At 70.2% G+C, this 25,989-nt stretch carries 20 protein-coding genes and 4 pseudogenes; 14 read left to right on the top strand and 10 right to left on the bottom strand.

Annotated elements, in window-relative coordinates; genetic code table 11:
* Window positions 1-12 precede the first annotated feature (12 nt).
* From ACZ4UV_RS47365 to ACZ4UV_RS47345, 5 genes are all read left to right on the top strand, one after another.
* Window positions 13-546, top strand: a complete 534-nt coding sequence (locus ACZ4UV_RS47365) for a DUF1453 domain-containing protein (RefSeq protein WP_467847831.1) — start codon at window positions 13-15, stop codon at window positions 544-546.
* On the top strand, window positions 543-1,694 hold the full coding sequence (locus tag ACZ4UV_RS47360; RefSeq protein ID WP_390035083.1) for a sensor histidine kinase: 1,152 nt from the start codon (window positions 543-545) through the stop codon (window positions 1,692-1,694). The genes ACZ4UV_RS47365 and ACZ4UV_RS47360 overlap by 4 nt, the downstream gene beginning before the upstream one ends.
* A complete protein-coding gene (locus tag ACZ4UV_RS47355; protein WP_390035082.1) occupies window positions 1,691-2,374 on the top strand; it encodes a response regulator transcription factor in 684 nt (227 codons plus the stop codon). The genes ACZ4UV_RS47360 and ACZ4UV_RS47355 overlap by 4 nt, the downstream gene beginning before the upstream one ends.
* Window positions 2,375-2,443: 69 nt before the next feature.
* Window positions 2,444-3,001 (top strand): DUF485 domain-containing protein, encoded by a 558-nt coding sequence (locus ACZ4UV_RS47350; protein WP_451017793.1) that lies wholly within the window; start codon window positions 2,444-2,446, stop codon window positions 2,999-3,001.
* Window positions 2,998-4,590 carry a solute symporter family protein gene (locus tag ACZ4UV_RS47345; RefSeq protein WP_467847821.1) on the top strand — a complete coding sequence of 531 codons (1,593 nt, stop codon included), beginning with the start codon at window positions 2,998-3,000 and terminating at the stop codon, window positions 4,588-4,590. Before ACZ4UV_RS47350 ends, ACZ4UV_RS47345 begins: the two co-directional genes overlap by 4 nt.
* A gap of 16 nt (window positions 4,591-4,606) precedes the next feature.
* On the opposite strand, the gene ACZ4UV_RS47340 is transcribed toward ACZ4UV_RS47345, so the two are convergent.
* Window positions 4,607-5,299, bottom strand: a complete 693-nt coding sequence (locus ACZ4UV_RS47340) for a response regulator (RefSeq protein WP_351484798.1) — start codon at window positions 5,297-5,299, stop codon at window positions 4,607-4,609.
* A gap of 158 nt (window positions 5,300-5,457) precedes the next feature.
* Here ACZ4UV_RS47340 and ACZ4UV_RS47335 point away from each other — a divergent pair, with 158 nt between their 5' ends.
* The 3 genes from ACZ4UV_RS47335 to ACZ4UV_RS47325 are packed head-to-tail and all read left to right on the top strand — an operon-like array spanning window position 5,458 to window position 8,241.
* Complete coding sequence (locus tag ACZ4UV_RS47335; RefSeq protein ID WP_351484796.1) at window positions 5,458-6,273, top strand: ABC transporter ATP-binding protein; 816 nt, start codon at window positions 5,458-5,460, stop codon at window positions 6,271-6,273.
* Complete coding sequence (locus tag ACZ4UV_RS47330; protein WP_451017795.1) at window positions 6,263-7,129, top strand: ABC transporter permease; 867 nt, start codon at window positions 6,263-6,265, stop codon at window positions 7,127-7,129. Before ACZ4UV_RS47335 ends, ACZ4UV_RS47330 begins: the two co-directional genes overlap by 11 nt.
* 53 nt (window positions 7,130-7,182) lie before the next feature.
* Window positions 7,183-8,241 (top strand): ABC transporter substrate-binding protein, encoded by a 1,059-nt coding sequence (locus ACZ4UV_RS47325; RefSeq protein ID WP_351484792.1) that lies wholly within the window; start codon window positions 7,183-7,185, stop codon window positions 8,239-8,241.
* A gap of 5 nt (window positions 8,242-8,246) precedes the next feature.
* Here ACZ4UV_RS47325 and ACZ4UV_RS47320 read toward each other — a convergent pair whose 3' ends face one another.
* The 4 genes from ACZ4UV_RS47320 to ACZ4UV_RS47305 form a co-directional block, all read right to left on the bottom strand.
* Entirely contained in the window at window positions 8,247-8,927 is a 681-nt protein-coding gene (locus tag ACZ4UV_RS47320) for a response regulator (RefSeq protein WP_467847810.1), read from the bottom strand.
* Window positions 8,924-10,579 carry an ATP-binding protein gene (locus tag ACZ4UV_RS47315; RefSeq protein ID WP_451017797.1) on the bottom strand — a complete coding sequence of 552 codons (1,656 nt, stop codon included), beginning with the start codon at window positions 10,577-10,579 and terminating at the stop codon, window positions 8,924-8,926. The genes ACZ4UV_RS47320 and ACZ4UV_RS47315 overlap by 4 nt, the downstream gene beginning before the upstream one ends.
* An 83-nt stretch (window positions 10,580-10,662) precedes the next feature.
* A complete protein-coding gene (locus ACZ4UV_RS47310; protein ID WP_390035074.1) occupies window positions 10,663-11,607 on the bottom strand; it encodes a sucrase ferredoxin in 945 nt (314 codons plus the stop codon).
* An 81-nt stretch (window positions 11,608-11,688) separates the two neighbouring features.
* The gene (locus tag ACZ4UV_RS47305) at window positions 11,689-12,945 is read right to left on the bottom strand and encodes a citrate/2-methylcitrate synthase (RefSeq protein ID WP_467847803.1); all 1,257 of its coding nucleotides are present in this window, start codon (window positions 12,943-12,945) and stop codon (window positions 11,689-11,691) included.
* 135 nt (window positions 12,946-13,080) lie between these two features.
* On the opposite strand from ACZ4UV_RS47305, the gene ACZ4UV_RS47300 reads away from it, so the two are divergent.
* Window positions 13,081-14,379: an ROK family protein gene (locus ACZ4UV_RS47300; RefSeq protein WP_467847800.1), complete on the top strand. Its 1,299-nt coding sequence runs from the start codon at window positions 13,081-13,083 to the stop codon at window positions 14,377-14,379.
* A gap of 4 nt (window positions 14,380-14,383) precedes the next feature.
* Here ACZ4UV_RS47300 and ACZ4UV_RS47295 read toward each other — a convergent pair whose 3' ends face one another.
* Window positions 14,384-15,496 (bottom strand): Gfo/Idh/MocA family protein, encoded by a 1,113-nt coding sequence (locus tag ACZ4UV_RS47295; protein WP_451017801.1) that lies wholly within the window; start codon window positions 15,494-15,496, stop codon window positions 14,384-14,386.
* Between the two features lie 130 nt (window positions 15,497-15,626).
* Between ACZ4UV_RS47295 and ACZ4UV_RS47290 the strand changes: the two genes are divergently transcribed.
* The 4 genes and pseudogenes from ACZ4UV_RS47290 (at window position 15,627) to ACZ4UV_RS47275 (ending at window position 19,323) form a co-directional block, all read left to right on the top strand.
* Window positions 15,627-16,664, top strand: a complete 1,038-nt coding sequence (locus ACZ4UV_RS47290) for a sugar phosphate isomerase/epimerase family protein (RefSeq protein WP_451017802.1) — start codon at window positions 15,627-15,629, stop codon at window positions 16,662-16,664.
* 156 nt (window positions 16,665-16,820) lie between these two features.
* Window positions 16,821-16,943, top strand: a pseudogene (locus ACZ4UV_RS47285) (citrate synthase/methylcitrate synthase); the annotation flags it as partial.
* 164 nt (window positions 16,944-17,107) lie between these two features.
* Window positions 17,108-18,055 carry an ATP-grasp domain-containing protein gene (locus ACZ4UV_RS47280; RefSeq protein ID WP_467847795.1) on the top strand — a complete coding sequence of 316 codons (948 nt, stop codon included), beginning with the start codon at window positions 17,108-17,110 and terminating at the stop codon, window positions 18,053-18,055.
* Between the two features lie 38 nt (window positions 18,056-18,093).
* A complete protein-coding gene (locus ACZ4UV_RS47275) occupies window positions 18,094-19,323 on the top strand; it encodes a hypothetical protein (protein ID WP_467847792.1) in 1,230 nt (409 codons plus the stop codon).
* 487 nt (window positions 19,324-19,810) lie between these two features.
* On the opposite strand, the pseudogene ACZ4UV_RS47270 reads toward ACZ4UV_RS47275, so the two are convergent.
* The 3 genes and pseudogenes from ACZ4UV_RS47270 to ACZ4UV_RS47260 all read right to left on the bottom strand — a co-directional run bounded on the left by ACZ4UV_RS47270 (window position 19,811) and on the right by ACZ4UV_RS47260 (window position 23,672).
* A pseudogene (locus ACZ4UV_RS47270) lies at window positions 19,811-20,922 on the bottom strand (IS110 family transposase).
* Between the two features lie 453 nt (window positions 20,923-21,375).
* A pseudogene (locus ACZ4UV_RS47265) lies at window positions 21,376-22,136 on the bottom strand (IS5 family transposase).
* A gap of 963 nt (window positions 22,137-23,099) precedes the next feature.
* The gene (locus ACZ4UV_RS47260) at window positions 23,100-23,672 is read right to left on the bottom strand and encodes a TetR/AcrR family transcriptional regulator (RefSeq protein WP_467847789.1); all 573 of its coding nucleotides are present in this window, start codon (window positions 23,670-23,672) and stop codon (window positions 23,100-23,102) included.
* Between the two features lie 228 nt (window positions 23,673-23,900).
* Between ACZ4UV_RS47260 and ACZ4UV_RS47255 the strand changes: the two genes are divergently transcribed.
* Complete coding sequence (locus ACZ4UV_RS47255; RefSeq protein WP_467847786.1) at window positions 23,901-24,224, top strand: ankyrin repeat domain-containing protein; 324 nt, start codon at window positions 23,901-23,903, stop codon at window positions 24,222-24,224.
* Between the two features lie 18 nt (window positions 24,225-24,242).
* Here ACZ4UV_RS47255 and ACZ4UV_RS47250 read toward each other — a convergent pair.
* A pseudogene (locus ACZ4UV_RS47250) lies at window positions 24,243-25,450 on the bottom strand (IS110 family RNA-guided transposase).
* Between the last annotated feature and the right edge of the window lie 539 nt (window positions 25,451-25,989).

Below are 25,989 nucleotides of genomic sequence, written 5' to 3'. Positions count from 1 at the left end.
ACGGAGGCTCTGATGTCCGGGCTCGTCAACGCTTTGCTGATCGTGGCCGTCGTCGTCGTGGTGATCGCTCGCCAGTTCCGCGCCCGCCCGATCGACACAGGCAGGCGCTGGTGGCTGGTGCCCGTGATCCTCGCGGTCGTCGCACTGCGCGAACCCGGCGTGCTCGACACCCACCACCGCACCGCCTCCGTCCTCCTGCTCGGCACGGAATTGCTGGTGGGACTGGTGATGGGCGCCGCCTGGGCCTGGACCACCCGGGTGTGGGCGGAAGCCGACGGCGTCGTGTGGACCAAGAGCACCAAGGCCAGCGCATTCGTCTGGTTCGGCGGCATAGCCCTGCGCATCGGTCTCTACGCTCTCGGAGCCGTCGTCGGCGTCCATCAGAACAGCGCGGCCCTCATGCTCGGACTGGCGCTCACCCTGCTGGTCCGGGCCGGCATCCTCGTCTGGCGCGCGCAGTCGCTCCCCTCCGCCGCCTCCGCGAGCGGTCCCGCCCGGGCGTACGGTGACGGCATGGCGCGGGTCACCAGGAAGGAAGGCGTGTGACGGAGAACGCCTGGACACGCTGGCCCTCACGAGAGGCGCTGAGCCGGCAGGGGCTCTCCCAGCCTCGGCGCGCCCTCGCCTGGGCTGTGAGACTGCTCGTCCTCGCTTTGCTGCTGTGGAGTGCCTTCAACCAGTCACACGTCCACGGCTGGGGCATCGCCGCGGCGGTGGCGGGGGTTGTCGTGACCGCCGTGGTCTCCTGGGGATTCTTCCGGACCACCTATGCCCACCGGCTCGTGCCCTCCCTGGCGCTCATCACCGTCCTCCTGAGCATCGCGGTCCTGGCGGAGACCACCGGCTTCCGGGGACCGGCCCTCGTGATCTGGTGCGGCTGCGGCATCTCTGCGCTGGAGCGGCTGCCGGTCGCGATCGCTCTGCCCGTGGCTTCGGTGGGTCTGGCCTCGTACTCCGCGTTCAACAACGACGTATGGCTGACCACCGCGGCCACCGTCGTGGGAATGGCTCTCGCCGGCTATGTCCTGCGACTCGACGCCGAGGCCCGGGGCAGCGCCCAGCGGCTGCTCGCCCAGGAGCGGGCCGCGAGAGCGGCCGAGGCCGAGTCGGCGGCGCTGGCGGAGCGGGCCAGGATCGCACGGGAGATCCACGACGTGCTGGCCCACAGCCTCTCGGCCCAGATGGTGCACCTGGAGGCCGCACGGTTGCTGATCGAGCGCGGAGCCGACCGGGAGCAGATCCTCGAACGGGTGGTGGCCGCCCGGGGAATGGCCCGCGACGGACTCGCCGAGACCCGCCAGGCCCTGTCCGCCCTGCGTGGTGAGCTCACCCCCCTGGAGGACTTCCTGACCGAACTCGTCGGCTCGACCGACGGTGCCGAGGTCACCGTGACGGGCGAACGCAGATCTCTGCCCGCGGAGGCGTCGCAGACCGTGCGACGCGTCGCCCAGGAGGCGTTGACGAACGTGCGCAAGCACGCCCACGGCGCCAAGGTCCAGGTGCGGCTGGACTACAGCGAGCACGAAGTGGCGCTGAAGGTACGGGACTCGGGCGGTCGTCCCGGCGAGCTCAGCGGTGCCGGCGGCGGGTACGGTCTGCTGGGTATGCGGGAGCGGGCCGAGCTGCTGGGCGGGTCGCTGGAGGCAGGGCGTGACGACGAGGGGTTCGAGGTGAGGTTGAGGGTGCCCGTATGACGGAGACGGAGGGGGAGAAGAAGCCCGCACGGGTCGTGGTCGCCGACGACCAGACAGTGGTCAGGGAGGGGATCGTGATGCTCCTCGGGCTGCTGCCCGGTGTGGAGGTCGTCGGAGCGGCGGGCGACGGGGAGGAGGCGGTCCGGCTGGTCGCCGAACTCTCCCCGGACGTGGTGTTGATGGACCTGAGGATGCCGCGCTGTGACGGCGTGGAGGCGACCCGGCGGATCCGGTCGGAGTACCCCGGGACCCAGGTGGTGGTGCTGACCACGTTCGCGGACGACGAGTCGCTGTTCCCGGCGCTGCGGGCGGGCGCCCGTGGTTACCTGACCAAGGACGCGGGCGGCGACGAGATCGTGCGAGCCGTGGAGAGTGTGCTGTCGGGAGACGCGGGACTGTCGCCGAGCATTCAGCGGCGGCTGCTGGAGCGGCTGTCACAGCCTGAACCGGCGCCCGCCGCGACCGAGGCGCCCGACGGGCTGACCGCGCGGGAGACCGAGGTCCTCGTACTGATCGCGGAGGGGTTCACCAACCAGGAGATCGCCCGGAAGCTGCACGTCTCCACCGCGACCGTGAAGACACACATCAACAACCTGTTCGCCAAGACGGGGCTCAAGGACCGCGCCCAGGCAGTGCGTTACGCCTACGGGAAGGGACTGGTACGGCCACCAGCGGATTGAGTCACCTGATGGGGTGAAGAGGCCGGGGAAGAAGAGTCGGGGATCTTCCCGATCTGTCCATCCTTGGGCATGCAGTCAAGCAACGGGCGTCACCGCGACGGTGGGGGCGGCTCCGAGAGTTCGGCCGGGCGGCACGAGGACCAGGGCGAGTACGGCACGGCCGCTCGAGAAGTCAGGTACGAGGACCCCTGGTACGACGCACTGGCCTCCGGCTGGGGAGAGCCGGCCGGCACCGGGGAGCCGGCGTCGGCCGTTCCCGGCGCGCGAACGGAGCGGGACGGGGCGGCTGTTCGCGCCCGTGACGTCTATCTGGAGGTGCAGCGCAGCACGGCCTTCCAGGAGGTGCGCAGCCGCTACCGGAGGTTCGTGATGCCGGGGGTCGCCGTCTTTCTCACCTGGTACGTGGGGTACGTGGTGACCGCGACGACGGCGCCCGGGCTGATGGCGCGGCCCGTCGCCGGAGCGGTGAACGTGGCGATGGTGGCGGGGCTCGGGCAGTTCCTCACCACGTTCCTGCTCACCTGGGCCTACGCCCGGCACGCGCGACTGCGCAGGGACCGCGCGGCGCTGGAGCTGCGCTGGGACACCCAGGAGCTTGCCCGGGGTGCCCGGGGTGACGCGTCATGACGGACCGGCACCAGACGCTGGCACTGCTGCTGTTCAGCGCGTTCGTCGCCGTGACGCTCGGGATCACGACATGGGTGAGCCGGAGGCGGCACGGTTCGGCGGAGGAGTTCTACGCGGGCGGGCGGCTCTTCTCCCCGATGGAGAATGGTTTTGCCATCGCGGGCGACTACATGTCGGCGGCGTCCTTCCTCGGAGTGACCGGGCTGATCGCGCTGTTCGGCTACGACGGGCTGCTGTATGTGGTCGGGTTCCTGGTGGCGTGGCTTGTCGTGCTGTTCCTCGTGGCGGAACTGGTGCGCAACTGCGGGCGGTTCACCCTGGCCGACGTGATCGCGGCGCGAATGGGCGAGCGACCGGTGCGGATCGCGGTGGGAACGTCGTCGGTCACCGTGTCCGTTCTCTATTTGGTGGCGCAAATGGTGGGGGCGGGCAGTCTGGTCGCGCTGCTGCTCGGGCGGACCAGCGAGGCGGCGCAGGCGTGGACGGTCATCGGGGTCGGCGCGCTGATGGTGATCTATGTGTCGCTCGGCGGGATGCGGGCCACCACGTGGATCCAGATCGTGAAGGCGGTCCTGCTGCTGAGCGGGACGGTGGTGCTGACCGTGCTGGTGCTGCTGCGCTTCCACGGCGACATCGACCGGCTGCTGCTCACGGCGGCCGAGCGCAGTGGGCACGGGAAGGCGTTCCTGGTTCCGGGACTCAGGTACGGCGGGAGCTGGAGCGCGCGGCTGGACTTCATCAGCCTGGGGCTGGCGCTGGTGCTGGGCACGGCGGGCCTGCCGCACATCCTGTCCCGCTTCTACACGGTGCCGACCGCGCGGGCGGCGCGGCGTTCGGTGGTCTGGTCGATCGGCCTGATCGGAGGTTTCTACCTGATGGCGATCGTGCTCGGCTTCGGGGCGGCGGCCCTGGTCGGGCCGGACGCGGTGCGGGCGTCGAACGAGTCGGGGAACACGGCGGTTCCGCTGCTGGCGCTCGACCTGGGCGGCGGCGCGGGCTCCACAGGTGGAGCGGTTCTGTTCGCGGTGGTCGCCGCCGTCGCCTTCGCGACGATCCTCGCCGTGGTCGCGGGGATCACCCTCGCCTCCTCGGCGTCCGTCGCCCACGATCTCTACGCCTCCCTGCGCAGACCGCACGCAAGGCAGCGCAGCGAGGTCGGGGTGGCGCGCACGGCGGCCGTCGGCATCGGTGTCGTGGCGATCGCCCTCGGCCTGCTGGCCCGTGACATGAACGTCGCCTTCCTCGTGGGGCTCGCCTTCGCGGTGGCGGCCTCGGCGAACCTGCCGGTGCTGCTCTACTCGCTGTTCTGGCGGAACTTCACGACACGCGGTGCGGTGTGGGCCGTATACGGCGGGCTGGTGCCCGCGTTGGGGCTGGTCGTGCTGTCCCCGGTGGTGTCCGGTAGCCCGGGCGCGCTGTTCCCCGGGGTGGACTTCCAGTACTTCCCGTTGCAGAACCCGGGGATCGTCTCGGTCCCGCTCGGCTTCCTGGCCGGCTGGCTCGGCACGGTCACCTCGGACGAGGTTGCGGACGAGGCCAGGCACGCGGAGACCGAGGTGCGGTCGCTGACCGGAGCGGGGGCCGTGTAGAGCGCTTCCGCCGCGGCTACGGCGCCACCCAGGCGTAGCGGTGCTCCGGGCGGCCGGTGTCGCCGTACTTGAGGGAGAGGCGGAGGCGGCCGGCCTGTTCCAGGTGGCGGAGGTAGCGCTGGGCGGTGGAGCGGCTGAGGCCGGTCTCGGCGGCGACCTCGTGGGCGGAGAGCGGATGGTCGGCGCGGTGCAGGACGCCGCAGATGAGGTCCGTGGTGGGCTCGGAGTGGCCGCTGGGCAGGCCGGGCGCGGACGGCGCCGGTGAGGTGCGCAGGGCGCCGAAGATCCGGTCGACCTGTTCCTGGCCCGTCAGTCCCCGGCCGCCGACCCGGTCGACGGTGCGGCGCAGGGCCGCGTAGGAGTCCAGGCGGGCCCGCAGGGCGGCGAAGGTGAACGGTTTGACCAGGTAGTGGAGGGCGCCCAGGCGCATCGCCTTCTGGACGGTGGTCACGTCGCTGGCCGCCGTGATCATGATGACGTCGGTGCCGTGGCCCTGTTCCCGCATGCGGTGGACGAGGTCGAGGCCGGTCTCGTCCGGCAGGTAGTGGTCCAGCAGGACCAGGTCGATGGTGCCGCGGTTCACGGCCGCCAGGGCCTGGGCGGCACTGTGCGCGCGGGCGGCCACCCGGAAGCCGGGAACCTTCCCCACGTACTTGGCGTTTATCTCAGCGACGCGGAAGTCGTCGTCGACCACCAGGACGTCAATCATCAGGCCTCTCCTTCAAGGCCGGCGAGCGTTAAGCCCGTGTTTCGTCTGCGCAGTTGTAGCGCGAGCAAAAAGAGCACAACAGATGCTTGCGAGCAAAAGAACGGCTTGCGCCCAGAAGACTGCTGTCGTGGTCCGGGGCACACCTACCGTCCCGGCCCATGAGCGCAGACACCAGCCCCGCCATCGAGCTGCGGGGCGCCAGCAAGATCTTCAAGACCCCGTCGGGGGGTCTGCACACGGCTGTCCGCGACCTCGACCTCACCGTGGGGCGTGGTGAGTTCGTGGCCGTCGTAGGGCCGACGGGTTGTGGCAAGTCCACCACGCTGACCCTGGTCAGCGGGCTGGAGGAGCCCAGCGAGGGCGAGGTGCTGGTGGCCGGTGAGCCGGTCGCCGGCGTCGGCGACAAGGTCGGCTTCGTCTTCCAGCAGGACGCCACCTTCCCGTGGCGGACCGTGCTCTCCAACGTGATGGCCGGGCCCCGCTTCCGGGGCGTGCCCAAGGCGGAGGCGAAGGAGAAGGCCCGCGCCTGGCTGGCCCGGGTCGGTCTCGCCGCCTTCGAGGACCGCTATCCGCACCAGCTCTCCGGCGGCCAGCGCAAGCGCGTGGCGCTCGCCGCGACCTTCGTCAACGACCCCGAGATCCTGCTCATGGACGAGCCGTTCTCCGCGCTCGACGTGCAGACCAGGGCCCTGATGTCGGACGAACTCCTCGAGCTGTGGGAGGGCACCGGCGCCTCCGTCGTGTTCGTCACCCACGACCTGGAGGAGTCCATCGCACTCGCCGACAAGGTCGTCGTCATGACCGCCGGGCCCGCGACGGTGAAGCAGGTCTTCGAGATCGACCTGCCCCGCCCCCGCAAGGTCGAGTCGGTGCGTCTGGAGCCGCGGTTCATCGAGATCTACCGCGAGATCTGGGAGTCCCTCGGCGAAGAGGTCCGCATCACCCGTGAGAGGGGTGCCGCCAATGTCGCCTGAGGTCCTCAGCACACCCGTCGCCGACGCGGTGAAGACCACCCCGGACCGCGCCCGGTCCAGGGCCCAGGCCGCCCGCAGACGCAAGGCGATCGTGTTCGCCGTGCGCGTGCTGCTCCTGGTGGCCGTCCTCGGCCTGTGGGAGGTCCTGTCCCGGGCCGAGGTCATCGACCCGTTCAACTTCTCGATGCCGTCGAAGATCTGGGACCAGATCTGGACCTGGGTGACCCACGGCACCGCGCTCGGCTCCCTGGGCGAGCAGATCTGGTACACGCTCTACGAGGCGTTGCTCGGCTGGGTCATCGGGGTCATCGCCGGTGTGGTCTTCGGCATCGCCCTCGGGCGGATCGCCTTCCTGGCCGACGTCCTCGGTCCCTACATCAAGGTGCTCAACTCGATCCCCAGGATCGTGCTCGCCCCCATCTTCGTGATCTGGTTCGGGCTCGGCGCGTCCTCCAAGGTCGCCTCGGCCGTCGTGCTGGTGTTCTTCCCGGTGTTCTTCAACGCCTTCCAGGGCGCCCGCGAGGTCGACCGCAACCTGGTCGCCAACGCCCGGATCCTCGGCGCGAGCGACCGCAGGGTGACCCTCCAGGTCGTCATCCCGTCGGCCACCTCGTGGATCTTCACGAGCCTCCACGTCAGCTTCGGTTTCGCCCTGATCGGCGCCATCGTCGGCGAGTACATCGGCGCCACCAAGGGCATCGGCCTGCTCGTCGCGCAGTCGCAGGGCACCTTCAACGCGGCCGGTGTGTATGCCGCGATGGTCATCCTCGCCGTCGTCGCGCTCGCCGCCGAAGGGCTGCTCACCTTCGCCGAACGCCGCATCTTCCGGTGGAAGCCGTCGGACTCCGACAGCTGACCCCCCTCCTTCCACTCCACCCCGCACCGCCCTCTCACAAGGACGTGAACCGCATGCGCAAGTCCGCCAGATACAGCACCCTGGCCGCCGCCGGCCTGCTCGCCCTCTCCTCCCTCACCGCCTGCGCCAACGACGCGGCGAGCACCGCCTCCACCGGCTCCGGCGGCAAGAGCGACGGCAAGGGCACGAAGGTCAAGATCATGGTCGGTGGCCTGGACAAGGTCATCTACCTGCCCGCGATGCTCACTCAGCGGCTCGGTTACTTCGACGCCGAGGGCCTGAACGTGGAACTGCTGACCGAGCCGGCCGGCGTCCAGGCCGAGACGGCGCTCGTCGCCGGGCAGGTGCAGGGCACGGTCGGCTTCTACGACCACACGCTGGACCTCCAGACCAAGGGCAAGGCCGTGGAGTCCGTCGTGCAGTTCTCGCGCGCTCCCGGTGAGGTGGAGGTCGTCTCCACCAAGGCGGCCGGCGACATCACCTCGCCGAAGGACTTCAAGGGCAAGAAGCTCGGCATCACCAGCCTCGGGTCGTCGACCGACTTCCTCACCAAGTACCTCGCCGTCAAGAACGGGGTGAAGGTCAGCGACTTCTCGCCGGTCGCCGTCGGCGCGGGCGCGACCTTCATCTCGGCCCTCCAGCAGGGCTCCATCGACGGCGGCATGACGACCGACCCGACCGTCGCGACGATCCTGGACAAGAAGGCGGGCAAGGTCCTGGTGGACATGCGGACGCCGGAGGGATCCCAGAAGGCGCTCGGCGGGCCGTACCCGTCGTCGAGCCTGTACATGCAGACGGACTGGGTCAACGGTCACAAGGACACCGTCCAGAAGCTGGTCAATGCATTCGTCAAGACGCTCAAGTGGATGTCCACGCACAGCGCCGCCGAGATCGCGGCCAAGATGCCCGCCGACTACGCCCAGGGCGACAAGGCCCTCTACACGCAGTCCATCAAGAGCACGCTGCCGATGTTCACCGACGACGGAGTGATGCCCGAGAACGGCCCGGAGACCGTGGAGAAGGTGCTCAAGGCGTTCAACACGAACATCCAGAACGCCGATGTCGACCTGAGCAAGACGTACACCACGGAGTTCGTCGAGGCCGCGAAGTAACGGCCTCAGCCGCGGGTCGCCCACACGTAACGGTGTTCGGGGCGGCCCGCGTCGCCGTACTTGAGGGTCAGCCGGGCCCGCCCGGTGCGTTCCAGGAGCTTGAGGTAGCGCTGGGCGGTCTGGCGGCTCACCCCCGTCCGCTCGGCGATCTCCTGGGCCGACAGCGGCCCCTCGGCGCTCATCAGGGACTGGCGCACCAGTTCGGCGGTGCTGGGGGAGTGCCCCTTGGGCAGCCCCGGTTCGGACGGCGCGGACAGGGCGCCGAAGATGCGGTCCACCTCGGCCTGTTCGGCCTCGCCGCCGCCGTCCAGGGTGCGCCGCAACTGCGCGTACGCCTCCAGCTTGGCGCGCAGCCCCGCGAACGCGAACGGCTTGACCAGGTACTGCAGGGCACCGTGGCGCATCGCCGCTTGCACGGTCGACACGTCCCGGGCCGCCGTCACCATGATCACGTCGGTCTGGTGGCCGCGCCGGCGCATCTCCTGGACCACCGCGAGGCCCGTGTCGTCCGGCAGATAGTGGTCCATCAGGACGAGGTCGAGGCGGGGCAGGGTCTCCAGCCGGTGCAGGGCCTCGGCCGCGTTGTGCGCCTTCCCGGCCACATGGAAGCCGGGCACCTTCTCGACGTAGGCGGCGTTGACCCGGGCGACCCGGGTGTCGTCGTCCACGACCAGGACCTCGATCATCGTGCCTCCTCCTCGGCCGGGGTGAGCGCCGGCTCCAGCTCCGGCTCGGTCAGCGCCTCGGGGAGCACGACCGTGAACTGCGCGCCCCCGCCCTCCGGTTCGCCCACGGTCGCGCTGCCGCCCTGCCGTTCGGCGAGCCGGCGCACCAGGGAGAGCCCGATGCCGCGCTTGCCGTGTGCGGGCGGTTTCTTGGTGGACCAGCCGTCCGAGAAGACCAGCTCCCGCTGTTCCACCGGGATCCCGGGTCCCGTGTCACGCACCCCGAGGACGATCGCGCGGCCCTCCGCGCACAACTCCACCTCCACGCGCGCGTGCGGCGTACCCGCGACCGCGTCCAGTGCGTTGTCCACCAGGTTGCCCACGATCGTGACCAGCCCCCTGGGGTCGATCAGCCGGTCCGGGAGCCAGGTGCGGTCCGACACCCACAGGGCGACCCCGCGTTCGGCCGCGACGGTCGCCTTGCCGACCAGCAGGGCGGCCAGCAGCGGGTCCTGGATCTTCTCCGTGACCTGCTCGGCGGTGACCCGGTGGTCGCCGACCACCTCGCCGACGAACTCCACGGCGTCGTCGAACATCTCCAGTTCCAGCAGCCCGAGCAGGGTGTGCATGCGGTTGGCGTGCTCGTGGTCCTGGGCGCGCAGGGCGTCGATCAGACCGCGCGTGGAGTCGAGTTCGCGGCCGAGCTGCTCCAGCTCGGTGCGGTCGCGCAGGGTGGCCACCGCGCCGCCGTCGTCGGTGGGCATGCGGTTGGCGACCAGGACCCGCTGCCCGCGCACGGTGAGCAGGTCGGTGCCGGTCACCCGGCCGGCCAGGACGTCGGTGGTACGGCCGGCGCCGAGCGCCTCGTCGGGGGAGCGGCCGATCGCCTCGTCGCCGATGCCCAGGAGCCGCCGCGCCTCGTCGTTCAACAGGCGGACACGGCCGCCGCGGTCGAGCGCGACGACGCCCTCCCGGATGCCGTGCAGCATCGCCTCGCGCTCCGCGAGCAGCGCCGAGATGTCGGAGAAGGCCAGGTCGCGGGTCTGCCGCTGGACTCTCCGGGAGATCAGCCAGGCGGCCAGCGCGCCGGCCGCGAGGGCGCCGCCGGCGTAGGCGAACAGCCCGGGGATCGTGCTGAGCAGGCGCGCCCGCACGCTGTCGTAGGCGATGCCGACCGAGACCGCCCCGATGATCCGGTGCTTCGAGTCGTACAACGGAACCTTGCCGCGTGCGGAGCGGCCCAGGGTGCCGTTGTCGATCTGCATGACCTCCTTGCCGGCCAGCGCCTCCTTGGGGTCGGTCGAGACATGGCGGCCGATCTCCGAGGGCGTGGTGTGCGACCAGCGGAATCCGCCCCGGTCCATCACCACGATGTACTCGGCGTGGGTGGCCTTCCGGATCCGCTCCGCCTCCTGCTGCACCGGTCCGGTCACACTGGGACGGGTGGTCAGCACCCCCTCGGCGATCTGCGGGTCCTGCGCCGTGGTCTGGGCGATCGCCAGCGCCCTGCGCATCGCCTCCTGGTCCAGCTGCTTGCTCAGCGGCGCCAGGAAGAGCCCGGTCGCGAGCACCGCGACCCCCGCGGCGATCGCCAGCTGCATCAACAGGACCTGGGAGAACACCTTCCGGGGCAGCCGGGGGCGTAGACGGCGCACGGGGGGCGTGGGGCTCATACCCATGACGGTACGTGCGCGGGTACGCCGTGCTTAAGGGGGTGTGGCGTGGATCTCTTGACCAATTCTTGGGAAAGATCGGGTCAGCTCGCCAGGGCCGGCGTCGTCCGCAGCTCCCGCAGCGACACCACGTCCATCCGGGCCGGCGACCCCAGCACCGACACCCCGCAGCTCTCCGGGCGCGGCGGCAGCGAATCACCCTGGGCCACGCACACCCGCCAGCGGCGGCCGTCGGCGTGGGCGACCGTGACCTCCCAGCGCGGAGCCGCACCCTCGGTCCGTACGACGCTCAGCACGCCCGCCGTGTATTCGTCCGCCGCCTCGCGCACGGCCAGCTCGGCCGCCTGGCCGGGGCGTTCCCAGGCGGAGCAGCCGCGGCACCCCTCCAGCACCACACGGCCCTCGTGGATGCCGTGCAGGACCTCCTTGACGGCATGGGCCTCGGCGCGGCCGTACGCGTAGCCGTACGGCAGGACGAGCACCGTCGGCGAGAAGCGATGACCACCCAGATGGGTGACCTCCCAGGTTCCCTCCACCCCGGACGCGGCCAGCTCGGCTGCGAGCGGGCGGCCCAGCAGGGCGCAACAGCGGTCGCGCCTGCCGTTGGTGCAGACGAGCGCGAGCGGGCTGCCCGGGTGCGGCCGGCCGCCGAGGGCCGCGCCGAACGAACGGTGGTCGCCCGCGCCGAGCGCGGCGAAGTCCAGGTCGAGCAGGCGGGCCGGATCGCGGGTCGTGGCGCTGTGCAGCCAGACGTTGCCGGGGACGGTGTGGGCGACGTACACCTGGCGCACGGCGGGGGTGCCGGGGTCGGCGTGGCGGCCGGGGCGGCGGATGAGCGCGATCCGTACGCCGGTCCCCTGGGCGGCAGTCTCCAGGGCGTGGCCCAGTGCGGGGTCCAGATGGCTCGACGTGAGCGCCTTGGGACCCCACGGGCCGGGTTGTTCCAGCAGCAGCCACGTCGTCGCGGTGGCGGCGGTACCCGAAACGGGCTCGTCGAGCATCCGGGAGACGGTTGCGCACCTACTCACAGAGGTGAGCCTAACCTGACTTTCCCCCGGGTGACTTCCGGCCTCGCCCGTTCGGGACTCCGGCGGGGCTGTCGAAGCGGGCTATTCCGGCAGGGGCTGCGGTGGTTTCGGGCCGACGTAGTGGCCGCTGGGGCGCATGCGCAGCGGGCGTTCGCCGTACTCCTCCAGGGCGTGGGCGATCCAGCCCGCCGTTCGGGCGACGGCGAAGATCGTCTCGCCGGCGGTGGACGGCATCCCGCAGGAGGCCGTGAACACGGCGAGCGCCAGGTCGACGTTGGCGTGCAGCGGGGTGTGCCGGGCGGTCGTGGCGACGACGTCCCGGGCCGCGAGCAGGGCGGGCTCCGCGCGGGGGACCTCCTCCAGCAGCGTGAAGAGCACCCGCGCGCGTGGGTCCTCGCCCTGGTAGAGGCGGTGGCCGAGGCCGGGGATGCGGCGGCCCGCGCGGAGCTCGTCCGCGATCACCGTGACCGCGGTGCCCTGGTCGAGGACGTCGAGCAGCAGCCGGTGGGCGAGGCCGCTGGAGGCACCGTGCAGGGGGCCTTCGAGTACACCGAGCCCCGCCGACACGGCCGCGTAGGCGTGCGCACGGGCGGAGGCGGCGACCCGGACGGCGAGGGTGGAGGCGGCCAGGTCGTGGTCGACGAGCAGCGCGAGAGCGGTGTCCAGGACGCGCAGTTCGGCGTCACCGGGGTCGGTGCCGGTCAGCCGGCGCCACAGGCGGTGGGCCAGCGGGCCGTCGTCGTGCCCCCGCCGGCGCCGCACCGGGAGCGCGGCGACGAGTGTGGGGATCAGTACGCGCGCGGCGCCCAGGACGGACTCCTCGGACAGGTCGAAGCGCAGCGGGTCCTCGGCGGCCGCGGCGATCGTGGCCACCCGCAGCCGGTCGGTGGGCGAGGTGTGCTCGGGCAGTGCGTCGACGGCCCGGCGGGCGACCGCGACGGTGGCCTCCGGAGCGGTGAAGGTCGTGCCCCGGGTCATGCGGCCCGTCCACAGCCACTCGGCCACCTCCTCGTAGGAGTGGTGCGCGGCGAGCTCGGTGGCGTCGACGCCCCGGAAGAAGTACCGGTCCTGGTCGATCAGCGTGATCCGGGTGCGTACCGACAGTTCTCCACCGGAGCCCGGACTCCCGGCGGCCTCCCGCCTGTTGCGCCGGGCGAGCGCCGCCACCTCCCCGGCGTCGAAGGTGCTGGCACGGCCCCCGGGCTCGCGTCTGCTGCTGAGCTGACCCCGGCTCACGTAGGCGTACACGGTCTCGGGCTTCACGCCGAGGAGTTCGGCGGTCTCCCTGGTGCTCAGCCGCCGCGCGGGACTGCCGGGAGTGGGGTGTTGATCGCGCATGGGCGTCACCGTAGCCGTTTCGGCATGAGTTGACTCGGTCAATGTTGACAGGAAGTCTGCGGTGTATCGACGAGCGGGTCAATGCGTGCAGTGGGCCGGCGGTCGTGGAGGTGCCCGGGCCCATAAGCTCACTGCATGACCGACCACACCCGTACCCTCTCCCTGGTCCTGGGACTGATCAGGAGCGGAGCGGCCGTGACCAGGCCCGACCTCGGCCGGCAGACCGGGCTGGGCCGGACGATCATCACGCAGCGGGTGGACCACGCGGTCCGGGTCGGCCTGGTGGCCGAGGGCGAGCCGGCCCCCTCCACCGGCGGACGGCCCTCCCGCATCCTGCGGATCGCCTCCGGTCGCGGTGCCGTCCTCGGCGCGGTGTTCGGCGCCACCCATCTGCACGCCGCGGTGACCGACCTCGACGGGACCCTGATCGCCGACCGGCGGGTGCCGTGGGACATCGAGTCGGGCCCCGAGGCGTCCTTGGCCACGCTGGTCGAGACGGCGGGGCGGCTGCTGGGCCCGGCGCTGCGGGAGCGCCTGTGGGGGGTGTGCGTCGGCGTCCCCGGACCGGTCGACTTCGCGCGCGGGATGCCGGTGCGGCCGCCCATCATGGCCGGCTGGCACGGCTTCCCGCTCCGGGACCGGCTCGAAGACCACTACGACGTGCCGGCCTGGGTCGACAACGACGCCAACCTGATGGCGCTGGGCGCCTGGAGCCGGACTCGGACGGCGGCGGGCGAGAACATCCTGCTCGTCAAGGCGAGCACCGGGATCGGCCTGGGCCTGATGTCCAGGGGCCGGCTGCACCGGGGAGCGCGCGGCGCGGCCGGCGACCTGGGGCATACCATCGTCGCCGAGGAGTCCCGGCACCGGTGCCGGTGCGGCAAGTTCGGGTGCCTCGAAGCGTTCGCGGGCGGCTGGGCCCTCACCCGTGACGCACGCGCCGCGGCCCTGGAGGGGCGCAGCCTCTTCCTGGCCGAACGCCTGGAGCGCCTGGAGCGTCGGGAGGCGCCGCTGGCCGTCACCGACGTGCTCGACGGCTGCCGGGCCGGGGACCGGGTCAGCACCGAGCTCGTCACCAGGGCGGGCGAGCTGGTCGGCGGGCAACTGGCGACGCTCGTCAGCGTCTTCAACCCCTCGACGGTCTACCTCGCCGGAGTGCTGGCGCAGGCGGGCGACGTGTTCCGGGACCCCGTCGCCGAGGTCGTGGCCAGACGGTCCCTGCCGCTCGCCACCGACGAACTCGTCATCGCCCGGGTCGACCTCGACCGCGCCGAAGGAGTCGTCGGAGCGGCGACCCTGGCCGTCGACGAGCTGCTGCACCCGGACCTGCTCGACCAGTGGCTCCGGCACGGCAGCCCGCGCGGGATCCGCGCACGCACCGGCGGCTTCACCGACCCGCTTCCCCTCGACGTGCCGCTGGCGGGTGCGCGGTAGCGGCTCAGCCGCGCTCCTCCGCCGGCCCCTTCGCCGCCGCGGGAAGGTCGACCCAGCCGCCGCCGCGCGCCGAGTCCACGACCGCCTGGGCGAGCTCTGCCGCTCGCAGGCCGTCGGCGAAGGACGGCATCCCGGTGACTTGCTCGCCGCGGATCGCCGCGTAGGCGTCGGCCACGAAGTCGGCGAAGGCCTCGTAGTAGCCCTGCGGATGCCCGGACGGCAGGCCGGCCGCCCGCCCGGTGGGGGCGCCGGGCCGGTTCGGGTCGCGCAGCAGCACCTCGTTGGCGGTCCGGCCGCCGATCCACAGCGACTCGGGGGTCTCCTGGCGGAACGCGTAGCTGGCGTCCGGTCCGTCGAGGGACAACGACAGCGCGTTCTTGTAGCCGGCGGAGACCTGGCTGACCACGACCGATCCGATCGCGCCGGCGTCGGTTTCGAGGAGGACGACCGCGCCGTCCTCGGTCTCGACGGGGCGCGGGGTGCCGTCGGCGGCCGGTCGCGCCGGGACCGCACGGGCGAAGGACGCGTTCACCCGGGTGATCCGCTGCCCGGTCACGAACTCGGCGAGATCGCACCAGTGGACCCCGATGTCCCCGAACGCGCGCGTGGCACCGCCGTCCGCCGGGTCGACCCGCCAGTTGGTGGCCCCGGCGTCGGCGAGCCAGTCCTGCAGATAGCTGCCGTGGATCAGCCAGGGCGGCCGGTGCCCGGGCCGCCGGATCCGCTCGCGTGCCTCCCGCACGGAGGCGTAGTACCGGTACACGAAGGGCACGGCGGTGACCAGCCCGCGCTCCGCCGCCAGTTCGGTGAGCTCGCGTGCGGTCGCGGCATCGGTGGCCAGCGGCTTCTCGCAGACGACCGGTACACCGGCGGCGAGTGCCGCGCGGCAGAACCCGGCGTGGGTGGCGTTGGGTGTGCACACGTGCAGCACGTCCACCCCGTGCCTCAGCAGCTCCTCGACCGAGTCGAAGCCCTGGCCGGCCCGGAACTCCGCGGCGGCACGGCGGCCCTTCCCGGGCGTCGACCCGACCACGCCCACCACGTCGCCGCCGGCCACGAGCGCGGACCGGGTATGCACGGCCCCCATGAAGCCGGTACCGATGACACCGACGCGCATGACACGCACCTCTTCTCTCTCCCAGGAGCTAACGCGTGAACAGATCGAAAAAACGGGGAACGATAACTCCCGCAAGGTCGACTTTTGCTCACCGTAAGCTAAAGTGGCGGGAACGCCAAGGAGGCCGCACATGAACCAGAGCCAGGCACAGAGCCGGGAACCGGCCCGGCAGCCGGTCACCCTCTTCACCGGTCAGTGGGCGGATCTGCCGTTCGAGGAGGTGGCGCGGCGCGCGAGCGAGTGGGGCTACGACGGACTGGAGATCGCGGCCTCCGGCGACCACCTGGACCTGGCCCGTGCCGAGGCCGACCCCGACTACCTGCCCCACCGGCAGGCGATCCTGGAGCGCTACGGGCTGAAGGTCTGGGCGATCTCCCACCACCTCGGCGGCCAGGCCGTGTGCGACGATCCGATCGACTTCCGCCACCAGGCGATCCTGCGCCCGGAGGTCTGGGGCGACGGCGACCCGGAGGGCGTCCGGCAGCGTGCGGCCGAGGACATGAAGCGCGCCGCCCGCATCGCCCGCAGGCTCGGCGCCGACACCGTCGTCGGGTTCACCGGATCGAAGATCTGGAAGTACGTGGCGATGTTCCCGCCGGTCTCCCAGGCGGTGATCGACGAAGGGTACGAGGACTTCGCGCGCCGCTGGAACCCGATCCTCGACGTCTTCGACGCCGAGGGCGTGCGCTTCGCCCACGAGGTCCATCCGTCCGAGATCGCCTACGACTACTGGACGAGCGAGCGCACGCTCGAAGCGATCGGCCGCCGCCCGGCCTTCGGCTTCAACTGGGACCCCTCGCACATGATCTGGCAGGGCGTCGACCCCGTCGGCTTCATCACGGACTTCGCCGACCGCATCTACCACGTCGACTGCAAGGACACCCGCCTGCGGCCGCCGTCGGGACGCGCCGGAATCCTCGGCTCCCACCTGCCCTGGGGCGACCCGCGCCGGCGCTGGGACTTCGTCTCCGTCGGCCACGGGGACATGCCCTGGGAGGACGCCTTCCGTGCCCTGGCCGCCATCGGCTACGACGGACCCGTCTCCGTGGAGTGGGAGGACGCGGGCATGGACCGGCTGCACGGCGCGGCAGAGGCCGTCGGCCGGATCCGCTCCGCCCTGTGGCCACTGCCGAAGGCGTCGTTCGACTCGGCGTTCAGCAACCAGTGAGCATGCCGGGCGGCGGTCGAGGACCCCGCCCGGGCAGCAGCCGGTCACCTCACCTCGCCGTCACCCTCCCATAATATTGATTCAATCAATATTGACAGAGATTGAGTCAATCATGGACAGTCAAATCATCTTCTGGGAGGCAAACGGAGGCACGTCATGACCGTGAACAGGACCGCGTCGACCCTTGTCGAGGTGCCGCGCGGGCTCGCCGGCGTCGTCGTCACGGAGACCGAGGTCGGTGACGTCCGGGGGAGCGAGGGCTTCTACCACTACCGCCAGTAAAGACTGACGGCCTCCGCCGCGCCCCATCTTCCCTGGTCAGAGCCATGATTGACTCTGCCGGTACTCGTTGGGTCGAATCGGGGTCGAATCGAGTGCACCGGTCGTTCCACGGGCCGGTACCCCTCGCGCTGCGATGGGTAGCCTCGAACTGACGTTGAGTCTTGCACAACAAGGCCACCACGCGGCGCCTGCTGGCCGAGCACGGAGTTCCCTCAGCGCTGTCCTACCTCGCCGAAGACCCCGACCAAGCGGTGAAGATCGCCGACCGGCTGGGCTACCCCGTCGTCGTCAAGCCCCGCGGCCACGCTGGAAGCGCCGGCGTCCTGCGGGCCGACACCGACGACGACGCCCGCGCCGCGGTCGACCGCGCCCTGACCGACAGCATCCTCGGCCTCGAAGACTGGGCCGTGCCCGGCGCCCTGGTCGAGGAGTACATACCCCGCCCCGAAATCAGCGTCGAGGCCGTCGTCCTCGACAACCCCGAACACGTCCACATCGCCGCCGTCACCCGAAAGTCCCTGGGCCCCGAACCCCAGTTCCAGGAAGTAGCACACAGCGTCGACGCGGCCGACCCCCTGCTCACCGACCCGGTCCTCGCCTTCGTCGTCACCGCCGCCGTACGCGCCCTCGGCATCACCCGGGCCGTCCTGCACATCGAGCTCAGGCTCAGCCCCGACGGACCCCGCATCATCGAGGTCAACGGACGCCCCGCCGGCGACCTCATCCCCCTCCTCGTCGAGGAGGCCACCGGCATCAACCTCCCCCAGGCCCTCGCCACCCTCGCCACAGGCGGCACACCCGATCTAACCCCCACCCGCTCCAGCGCTGCGGCGATCGGCTTCCTCTACCCCGAACACACCGGCCGCATCGAACACCTCGCCCTGCGCGGAACCCTGCGCGAACAGGTCTGGCTGGAACGATTCGTGTGGACTCGCGCTACCGCCACCCACGTCTCCGCACCGCCCCACACCAGCATCGACGACCGCATCGCACACTGGATCGTCACCGGCCCCACCACCGAAGCCTGCACCCGCCGCCGCACCCTGGTCACCGACCACCTCTCCGTGCACATCTCCCGCCCCGCCCACACCACGACCTGCACCACGTGACCTCCAGCTCCGCCGTCCCAGGCAGGGGACTACCGGCATTGGGGAGCCCCGCAGTTGCCGTCATCGCCCCCGAGGCTGGCTCCCGGCACGCCCACGCCCTCCACGCCCGCGACCACACCGCCATCGCGGCCAACCCGGTCACCGCCGCAACGCCGCCCTCCCACCGCGGCGTTGCGGCCGGCGACGGCTACGCCCACGTCATCACGTATGACGGCGACCTGCGCCGCACACTCAAGAGGCTCAGGGCGGCCGCAGTGGGGACGGTCCTGGCGGCGCGCCCGGCCGGCGTCGAGCTCGCCGAACGGATCGCCTGGCACCTGCACCTTCCCGCCACCGGCGGCCCGGGCTCGACCAGCCTGCGTACCAACGTCGGCGCCCAGGCCAAAGTCCTCGCCCGCACCGGGACCGCCACCCCCCATACCCTGCGCACCAGCCGCCTCGTCGAAGCCATGTCCTGGGCCAGCTGCGTTCCGGCCCGCGCCTTCCGGCTCATGCCCGCCGTGCTCGGCACGGCCGCCGAAGCAGCCCACTGCCACAGCGGCGATCAGATCGCCCGGGCCTGGCCACAGATCCAGGACGCCGCCCACCGCCACACCGGCACGACCGCCCTCGTCCTCCAGGAACTGGTGCCCGGCCACGAGTACCTGGTCGACTCCATCACCCACCCCGGCCCCGGCGGCCCCCAGCACACGGTCACCGGCATCTGGGCACGCCGCACGACCGCGCCCGGCCAACCGCACCGGCATGACCTCCTGCACCGCCACAACCTCCTGGCCCGCCGCCTGTCCATCGAGGTGCGCCGCGCCCTCGACGCCCTCGGCGTCGAAGACGGCACCATCACCAGCCACCTCGTCCTCGCACCCGACCGCGGCCCCCTCCTGTTCTCCGCCCGCGTCGCCACCCACCGCTCCCACGCCGACGAAACGGTCTGGAAGATCACCGACACGGACCCGATCGACGCCGCCCTGGGACCCACACGCCCTGACCTGCCCATGCTCAGCCCGAGTGCCGGCCTGCGCATCGCACACATCCGCCTTCAAACCCCGCAGCCAGGCCGCCCGAGCACCGTGCCCGTTCACCGCCTTCAAGACCTGCCGACGGTCAGATGCCTCGACACACACCCCGGCCCGAACCTCTTCATGACCCCCTCGGCGGCGCCCAGCTACGAGATCGTCCTCAGCCATGACAGCCATGACGCAGTCGAGCGCGACTACCACCACATCACAGCGCTGACAGCCCCCGACCACCTGTCCCCAGGATCTGCCTGACCGCTCCAGCGGAGACTCGCTCGAACAGGGCGGCCAGCCAAAGAACCGGGCGGAGTCGGTGAAGGCGGCGACCGCGTTCACGGCTGGTGGCCCCCGGCCGGGGGCGCCACCCCGAGTCAACGCGCGACCGACAGCCCCTGCCGGACCGACGCCTCGTGCGTCCCCGTGTCCGGTCGGGTCACCGAGATCAACCAGGGCGCCTATCGTCCACGCCCTGTTGCCGACCGCCCTCAGTCCGGTCTGTACGGGCGCGGCTCGGCACCGTCCGGGCCGGCATCGGCGTACGGCAGGTGGATCGCCAAGTGAGACCGTCCCGAGGAGGTACGCAGCCCCTCTCTAGGGCAACCATCGTTGCGCTGTTCTTGCAGGTCAGGGGGTATTTTGTGGTTTGGTTAAAACCGTGTCCTACATGGTCAGTTTGAGAAACCGTTTGTAGCAGCAGAGGGCGGCTGCGAGGCCGAGAAAGACACCTCAGGCACTTAGCGTGTCAAGCTGCAGCGGCGAGGTCGACGGGGAAAGCAGTGTGTTCGTCGAACGGTTTGCGGTGCTGGAGGCAGTGGTGGAGCTGGCCGAGCATGCGGTTGAAGAGGTTCCTCTGGGCGGCTGCGTGCCAGTCTCCGTGCTCGTCGCGGCGCCTGCGGTAGTGGGCCTTGGCGCCTGGTGAGGCGGTGATCGCGGAGAAGGCCCAGAGGTAGCCGGCATGGTTGAGGCGGTCGTTCTTCACCCACCGGCGCGTGATGCTCGACTTCTTGCCAGAGGCTCTGGTGATGGGGGAAGCCCCGGCGTATGCCTTCAGGCCGCGGGCGTCGGCGAAGCGGTTGCGGTCGTCTCCGATCTCGGCGAGCACTCGGGCGCAATGCAGGCGGCCTCCAGCTGGACTAGGAGCGCGTCCTCGACCAGCGGGGCTGGTGGGCCCAGTCGGCGCGGAAGACGTCCCGGAGTCGTTCGGCCTCGGCTTCGATGCCGCGTTGGCGGCCGGCGCGCTTGAGCGCGGCCTGCAGCTGCTTGCGCGTCAGCCGCGATGCTCGTGCTGGTGTCGGAGCCGCCCTGAGGAGTTCTTGCGCTTCTCGACGGCACAGGCCGTTCTTCCAGGACTCGAAGGCGGCCCAGCGCGGACGGATAGTACTCGCGTAACAGGGAGCGGAGCTGGTTGGAGATCTGCTGCCGGTTCCACGTGGCGTCCTGCTGAGCCCTGGCGAGCACGGCCAGGGCGCGGGCCAGGTCGCTGTCCTGCGGCAGCGGCCGGTGTGCGTGCATGTCGGTGCGCAAGATATTGGCCAGGACCAGGGCGTCTCCGGGATCGGACTTCTTGCGGGAGACGCTGTGCCGGGCGCGGTAGCGGGCGGCAGCCATCGGGTTGATGGCGAAAACTTGCCGCTTGCCCGTCCGTAGCACCGCGACGAGCAGGCCACGGGAGGTCTCGATCGCGACCGGGATCGGGTTCTCCGCAGTGTCGCCGTACTCGGCGAGCAGGTCCAGCAGGATCTTGTATCCGACCGCGTCGTCGGTAATGTGCCGTTTGGCCAGTAACCGGCCACTGTCGTCGACCAGGGGGACGTCATGCGTGCGTTCGGCCCAGTCAATACCGCAGTAGATCAAGGTCTTTCTCCTCCGCTGTGCCGTTCCTGCTGGTCACGAGCTCATGCGGGCCACGCAGCGACCTAATCCCAGGACTCAGCCCTATGGCCGGTCCGCCACCTCAGTAGCTGTTCGCGGCACCAGCTCGCCCCGCGGGCCTCGGTCTCTTCGCGAGCTCGGTCAGCTCGGGCCCAGGGAGAGATCACCGCGGAGTGGGCTCGCTCCACCAACACCAACGAGTGAGCCAGGTGCGGGCGTTGACACTCGACGGCGCTGGACAGCGCCGATCTTTCTACAGGCATCAAGGCCCGGCCAGGTACAGGCGTTCGCCCAGCACCGACGAGCACCAACATCCGCGCTGTGGTGGTGGCCACGAGGACGCCGAACCGTGCTCGATCTGTCAGAGAGCATCAAGGCTTGGTCGGGCACAGGCATCAGCTCGGCGTCCACGGAGCCACCGCTACTAATCCCGGATTAGGCCAGGTAGTTGCGGGGATTGCGTTCGTAGCGGGGGCTGAGCCTGCGGTAACCGGACAGCCAGGACATGGTCCGCTCGATCACCCATCTGCGGCGGCCTAGTCGCTCGCTGGACTCGATGCCCTTGCGGGCGATACGCACTCCGATCCGCTGGCCACGGAGCCATCTCCGCAGGTGAGGAATGTCGTAGGCCTTGTCGGTGTGGAGGCATCGGGGTTTGAAATCGCGGCCGCGGAAGGGGTCGTGTTTCGTTTGGTGACCCGCCACCATGGGCTTCAGCCCTTCACTGTCGTGGACGTTGCCGGCCGAGACACCGACGACCAGGGGCAGTCCGTTCGCGTCCGACAGGACGTGCCTCTAAGAACCCGGCTTGCCCCGGTCCACGGGACTCGGACCTGTGTGGTCCCCCCTTTTTTAGCCCTGATGTGAGCAGAGTCGAGGACCACACGGGAGACATAGACGAGGCCGGCGTCGTCGAGTCGGTGCAGGACGGTTTCGTGGAGGCGGCCCCAGACGCCGGCCCGCGACTAGATCATGAACCTGTGGTGCGCGGTCGACTTCGATATCCCGAAGCACGGCGGCAGCGACCGCCAGGCGCAGCCGCTGACCAGTACATAGTTGATCGCCGCGAACAGCGTCTCATCAGGTGGGTTCTGCTTCCCGCCGCCCTGCGGCCGCACCCGGTCCTCCGGAATCAACGGCTTGGCGATCTCCCACAAGCCGTCCGGAATAATCCAGCTCCACGTACCCCGCCCCATACGCAGTCCAATGACCAACTGACCATGTAGGACACGGTCTAAGGTTGCCAGGCGACCGCGACGGTGCGCGGCACCGTTCGTACTCGCGAAGTGCCACTAGAGCGCAACCAAGCCATCAAAGGTGCATCCCTGCCCCTGCCCCTGCCCCTGCCCCTGCCTTTGGCAGGGGCAGGGGCAGGGGTGTAGGTGTGCCTCGTTGCGTGAATGGATGGGAGTCGCTGAACGTCGGCGTCACATCGTGGTTCAAACCAAATGTTATAGACTTCCCCTGAGGGAGGTTTTTTGATGTCCATAGAGGCAGTTGACCGGACGGGGCTTCCGCAGACGTACGCGAGTCGGGTTCGTGCTGACCTTGACAGGGTTGACGCTGAGATCGAAGAGCTCAAGGTCCGGCTGGAGTCCCTCGCCGGGGACCGGAGGTTTCTCAGCAAGCTGCTGGACAACATCCACGAAGAGGACCGGGCCGTCCCTGATGCAGGGGCTGATGGGGCTGGTGGGGCTGGTGCTCGACTGGCACACGGGGTTGCTGCGGTCCCGTCGGCGGGACGTGCTCCGCGTGGTGCGGTGAAGGCTGCCGTGCGTACGTTGCTGTCCGAGCGTCGGGGTCCCATGTCTGTGACCGAGATGTGTGATGCGCTCAATGCGGCTGGTGCCGGCAAGCCCGCGGGGAAAGTGGTGGTCAGGAACACGCTTGAGGCCCTGGTCGCCAAGGGTCTGGTGCATCGTTCGCGGGAGGGTGGGTCCGTCTTGTACACGTGCGCGGGATCGGCTGCCGCGGACCGGGGTTCCTCGTAGGGGAGCACCATTGCGGGCGGGCGGGCCCCTGCTGAGGCGGCAGGGACCGCTGCGGAGGCGAAACCAGGCAGGTGCGGGCCGGCCTCGTCGGTCCGGCCGTCGGCCCTGCTGCGCCGGCGCGGGGCCGACGCTCTTGAGGGGGTGCGGTGGAGAGACCGCTCGGCGGTCTCATGGTGCAAGAGATGCCAGGGCAAGGTCGAGTCGCTCGGACAGTGAATATTCGGTCGGCGTCGCTTTCCCGCGGAGCACCGCTCCTTCGAACACGTCCACCAGGAAGGCGCCCAGCGAGGCACTCGACGTGCGCTGGGTGATCTGCCCGAGTCGCTGGCCCTCAGCGATCGCGCTCGCAATCGAGGCGGTCCACCGGTCCAGAGCGGTGTGAACAGCCGATCCGAGTACGTCACCCGCCACAGGAACCTCGTTCGCAAAGGTCCCGATCAGGCAGCCGTACGACACTCCGGATTTGACGTTCCGGGCAAACTGATTCTCGAAGTGTGTGCGCAGACGTGCAACGACCGGGCGACCGTCTGGATGTAGATCATGGGTGTCGATGTCATCCGCGTAGCGAAGCACGATTGCAGCAGCCAAATCGGCCTTGCTCCCGAAGTGGTTGTAGAACGACCCTTTGGGCACGCCGGCGGCATCCACGAGGTCCTGGATGCTGGTGGCGGTGAAGCCTTGCCTGCGGAACACTTCTTCCGCGTTGTCGATGATCTTTCCCTTGACGCTGACTCTGCCCATGCACCCAATAAGACCGGTCATCTTGCTTTTGTCAAGGTGATGCATCACACGGTGCGACGATGTTCGGCGGCAGGGCTGCGCCGGTGTCGACCTGGCTGATTCGAGGGTCCGGCCCCTTTACGGATACGAGTGCCGCCCGGCGTCGCGAAGCGGTCGATGCCGATGCCCCCCGCGAGGGCGGGGGGGTGCCCCTATCTCCTTCGTCAAGCGATCGTGATGATGACGGGCATGACGGATGAGGATCAGGGCTTGGGTCGTGAGAGCCGCCAGGGGTGGACGCAGTTGCACTTCGCGGCGGATGCGCAGGATGCCGCGGTTGTCGGCTCTCTCCTGGCGGGGGGTGCGCAGGTGGATGCCCCGGATGGGCAGGGCAATACGCCTTTGTGGCTGGCCGTGTTCACGTATCGAGGCGATGGCGCAGTGTTGTCGTTGCTGGTCAAGGCCGGTGCTGATCCGGACAGGGACAACCTTCATGGTGTGAGCCCGCGGCGTCTTGCCGACTGGCGTATTGGTTCAGATGTCGCGGTGCATTTCGGGGAACGTCCTTCCTAGTAGTGCAATTTCTGCAGGTCAGGCCGCCTTGGCGGGCTGGGGTTCGTAGAAGGTGCCGTCGCGGAGCATCGCGAAGAGGACATCGGCCCGGCGTCGGGCGAGGCAGAGCAGGGCTTGGGTGTGGTGCTTGCCCTGGGCGATTTTCTTGTCGCAGTAGGCCCGGGATGCCGGGTCGCCGAGGGCGGCGAAGGCGGAGAGGAAGAAGGCTCGCTTGAGCTGCTTGTTTCCCCTCCGGGACGGCTGTTCGCCACGGATCGAGGAGCCCGAACTGCGGGTCGCGGGTGCGAGTCCTGCGTAGGCGGCGAGGTGGCCGGCGGTCGGGAAGGTGCTGCCGTCGCCGACTTCGATCAGGATGCGGGCTCCGGTCCTGACGCCGACTCCCGGCATGGACGTCAGGACCTTGGAAAGAGGGTGGGCCTCCAGCAGTTCCTCGATCCGCCCGGCCAGCAGCTTGCGCTGGTCGAGCACGGCGGTGAGGGAGTTGGCCAGGCTCGGGACGATCAGCGCGGCCGCCTGGGTCCCCGGAACGGTGACGGTCTGCTCGTCCAGGGCGGCCAAGATGTCCTCGACCAGCCGCTCTGCCATCCTCGGGGCCTTCGGCCGTAACAGCGTGACCAGCCTTCGGCGGCCGGCCTTGCGGATCTGGGCGGGTGACCCGAACCGCTCCAGCAGGGTCAGGACGGCCGGGTGCTGCATTGCAGCCGCGGCCCCAGTTCCCGCTCCAGCGACGGATGGATCTGGGTCAGCATGCCGTGCAGCCGGTTCGCGACCCTGGTGGCCTCGCCGGCCAGGTCGTCGCCGAACCCGACGATCATCTCCAGTTCGGCGATCGTCTCGTCCTGGCCGTCGATCGCCCGGAGCGTGTGGGGCATTGCGCGGGCGGCGTCCGCGATGATGAACGCGTCCTTCGCGTCGGTCTTTGCCTCGCCCGGATAGAGGTCGGCGATCCGCCGCGTCGTCAGCCCCGGAAGATAGGCGACAGGGCAGCCCATGTCCCTCGCGACCGCCAGCGGCAGGGCCCCGATCGATGCCGGCTGATCCACCACGACCAGCAACGTTCCGTGCTTGGCCTGGAGTTTCGCGAACACCTCGCGGAGCTTGGGCTCGGTGTTGGGCAGGCGTTTGTCGAAGGCTTTCTTGCCGGCCGGGGTGACGGCGGTGGCGTGGTGTTCGCCCTTGCCGACGTCCAGGCCGAGGAAGACGTCGATGTCGCCGGTGTCGACCACGTGCAGGCCCCTCCGTTCACGCTTTCGTCCGGCCTTGCCTCGGCACCGAGCTGCCACATCCACGTTACGGAGAGCTCTTCCGGCCTGGGTGAAGCCGGTGCTCAAGCCCCTCATCAGCGGTCCGTCGATGCCTCCGGGCCCGGTGACACCACCCCCCGGATCATCAACAACAAGGGGGGAAGTCATGCCGGACCCGAAGGCCGGAGGCCCCATTGCGGAGCCATGAAAACGGTAACGGGGGGGCGTTCAGCAGGCTCCGCGGTTCCCGCCCCGGCCGTCCAAGCAGCCCTGCTGCCCTATGTTCTCTGGCGACTCTCCCGGTCGGGCCGCTGCCGCGCGGCGACGCGGGGCAGTGCAGCGTCTGGGTAGCCCCATTCCCCGGGTAGGTGTAGTCTCTAAGACGACCGGTCAGCTTAAACGGTATGTCACGGACTTGGATCCGTTATCTGTCGCGCCAGGGCTGGTCGTGTCACAAACGTTTGAATGGATCCGGCGTGGAGCGGACATGGATGCCGTCTGGTGACACACTGTGGTTCACA

The organism is Streptomyces sp. NPDC028289 (assembly GCF_055565975.1).
This window is presented reverse-complemented; position numbering and strand designations above follow the sequence as displayed.

Bases quoted from the DNA above. Each gene is read 5' to 3' on its own strand.
- ACZ4UV_RS47305 (WP_467847803.1), bottom strand. From the start codon at position 12,945: ATGCGCGATCAACACCCCACTCCCGGCAGTCCCGCGCGGCGGCTGAGC.
- ACZ4UV_RS47300 (WP_467847800.1), top strand. From the start codon at position 13,081: ATGACCGACCACACCCGTACCCTCTCCCTGGTCCTGGGACTGATCAGG.
- ACZ4UV_RS47330 (WP_451017795.1), top strand. From the start codon at position 6,263: ATGTCGCCTGAGGTCCTCAGCACACCCGTCGCCGACGCGGTGAAGACC.
- ACZ4UV_RS47345 (WP_467847821.1), top strand. From the start codon at position 2,998: ATGACGGACCGGCACCAGACGCTGGCACTGCTGCTGTTCAGCGCGTTC.
- ACZ4UV_RS47320 (WP_467847810.1), bottom strand. From the start codon at position 8,927: ATGATCGAGGTCCTGGTCGTGGACGACGACACCCGGGTCGCCCGGGTC.
- ACZ4UV_RS47315 (WP_451017797.1), bottom strand. From the start codon at position 10,579: ATGAGCCCCACGCCCCCCGTGCGCCGTCTACGCCCCCGGCTGCCCCGG.
- ACZ4UV_RS47295 (WP_451017801.1), bottom strand. From the start codon at position 15,496: ATGCGCGTCGGTGTCATCGGTACCGGCTTCATGGGGGCCGTGCATACC.
- ACZ4UV_RS47365 (WP_467847831.1), top strand. From the start codon at position 13: ATGTCCGGGCTCGTCAACGCTTTGCTGATCGTGGCCGTCGTCGTCGTG.
- ACZ4UV_RS47255 (WP_467847786.1), top strand. From the start codon at position 23,901: ATGACGGATGAGGATCAGGGCTTGGGTCGTGAGAGCCGCCAGGGGTGG.
- ACZ4UV_RS47290 (WP_451017802.1), top strand. From the start codon at position 15,627: ATGAACCAGAGCCAGGCACAGAGCCGGGAACCGGCCCGGCAGCCGGTC.
- ACZ4UV_RS47340 (WP_351484798.1), bottom strand. From the start codon at position 5,299: ATGATTGACGTCCTGGTGGTCGACGACGACTTCCGCGTCGCTGAGATA.
- ACZ4UV_RS47350 (WP_451017793.1), top strand. From the start codon at position 2,444: ATGCAGTCAAGCAACGGGCGTCACCGCGACGGTGGGGGCGGCTCCGAG.
- ACZ4UV_RS47335 (WP_351484796.1), top strand. From the start codon at position 5,458: ATGAGCGCAGACACCAGCCCCGCCATCGAGCTGCGGGGCGCCAGCAAG.
- ACZ4UV_RS47325 (WP_351484792.1), top strand. From the start codon at position 7,183: ATGCGCAAGTCCGCCAGATACAGCACCCTGGCCGCCGCCGGCCTGCTC.
- ACZ4UV_RS47355 (WP_390035082.1), top strand. From the start codon at position 1,691: ATGACGGAGACGGAGGGGGAGAAGAAGCCCGCACGGGTCGTGGTCGCC.
- ACZ4UV_RS47260 (WP_467847789.1), bottom strand. From the start codon at position 23,672: ATGGGCAGAGTCAGCGTCAAGGGAAAGATCATCGACAACGCGGAAGAA.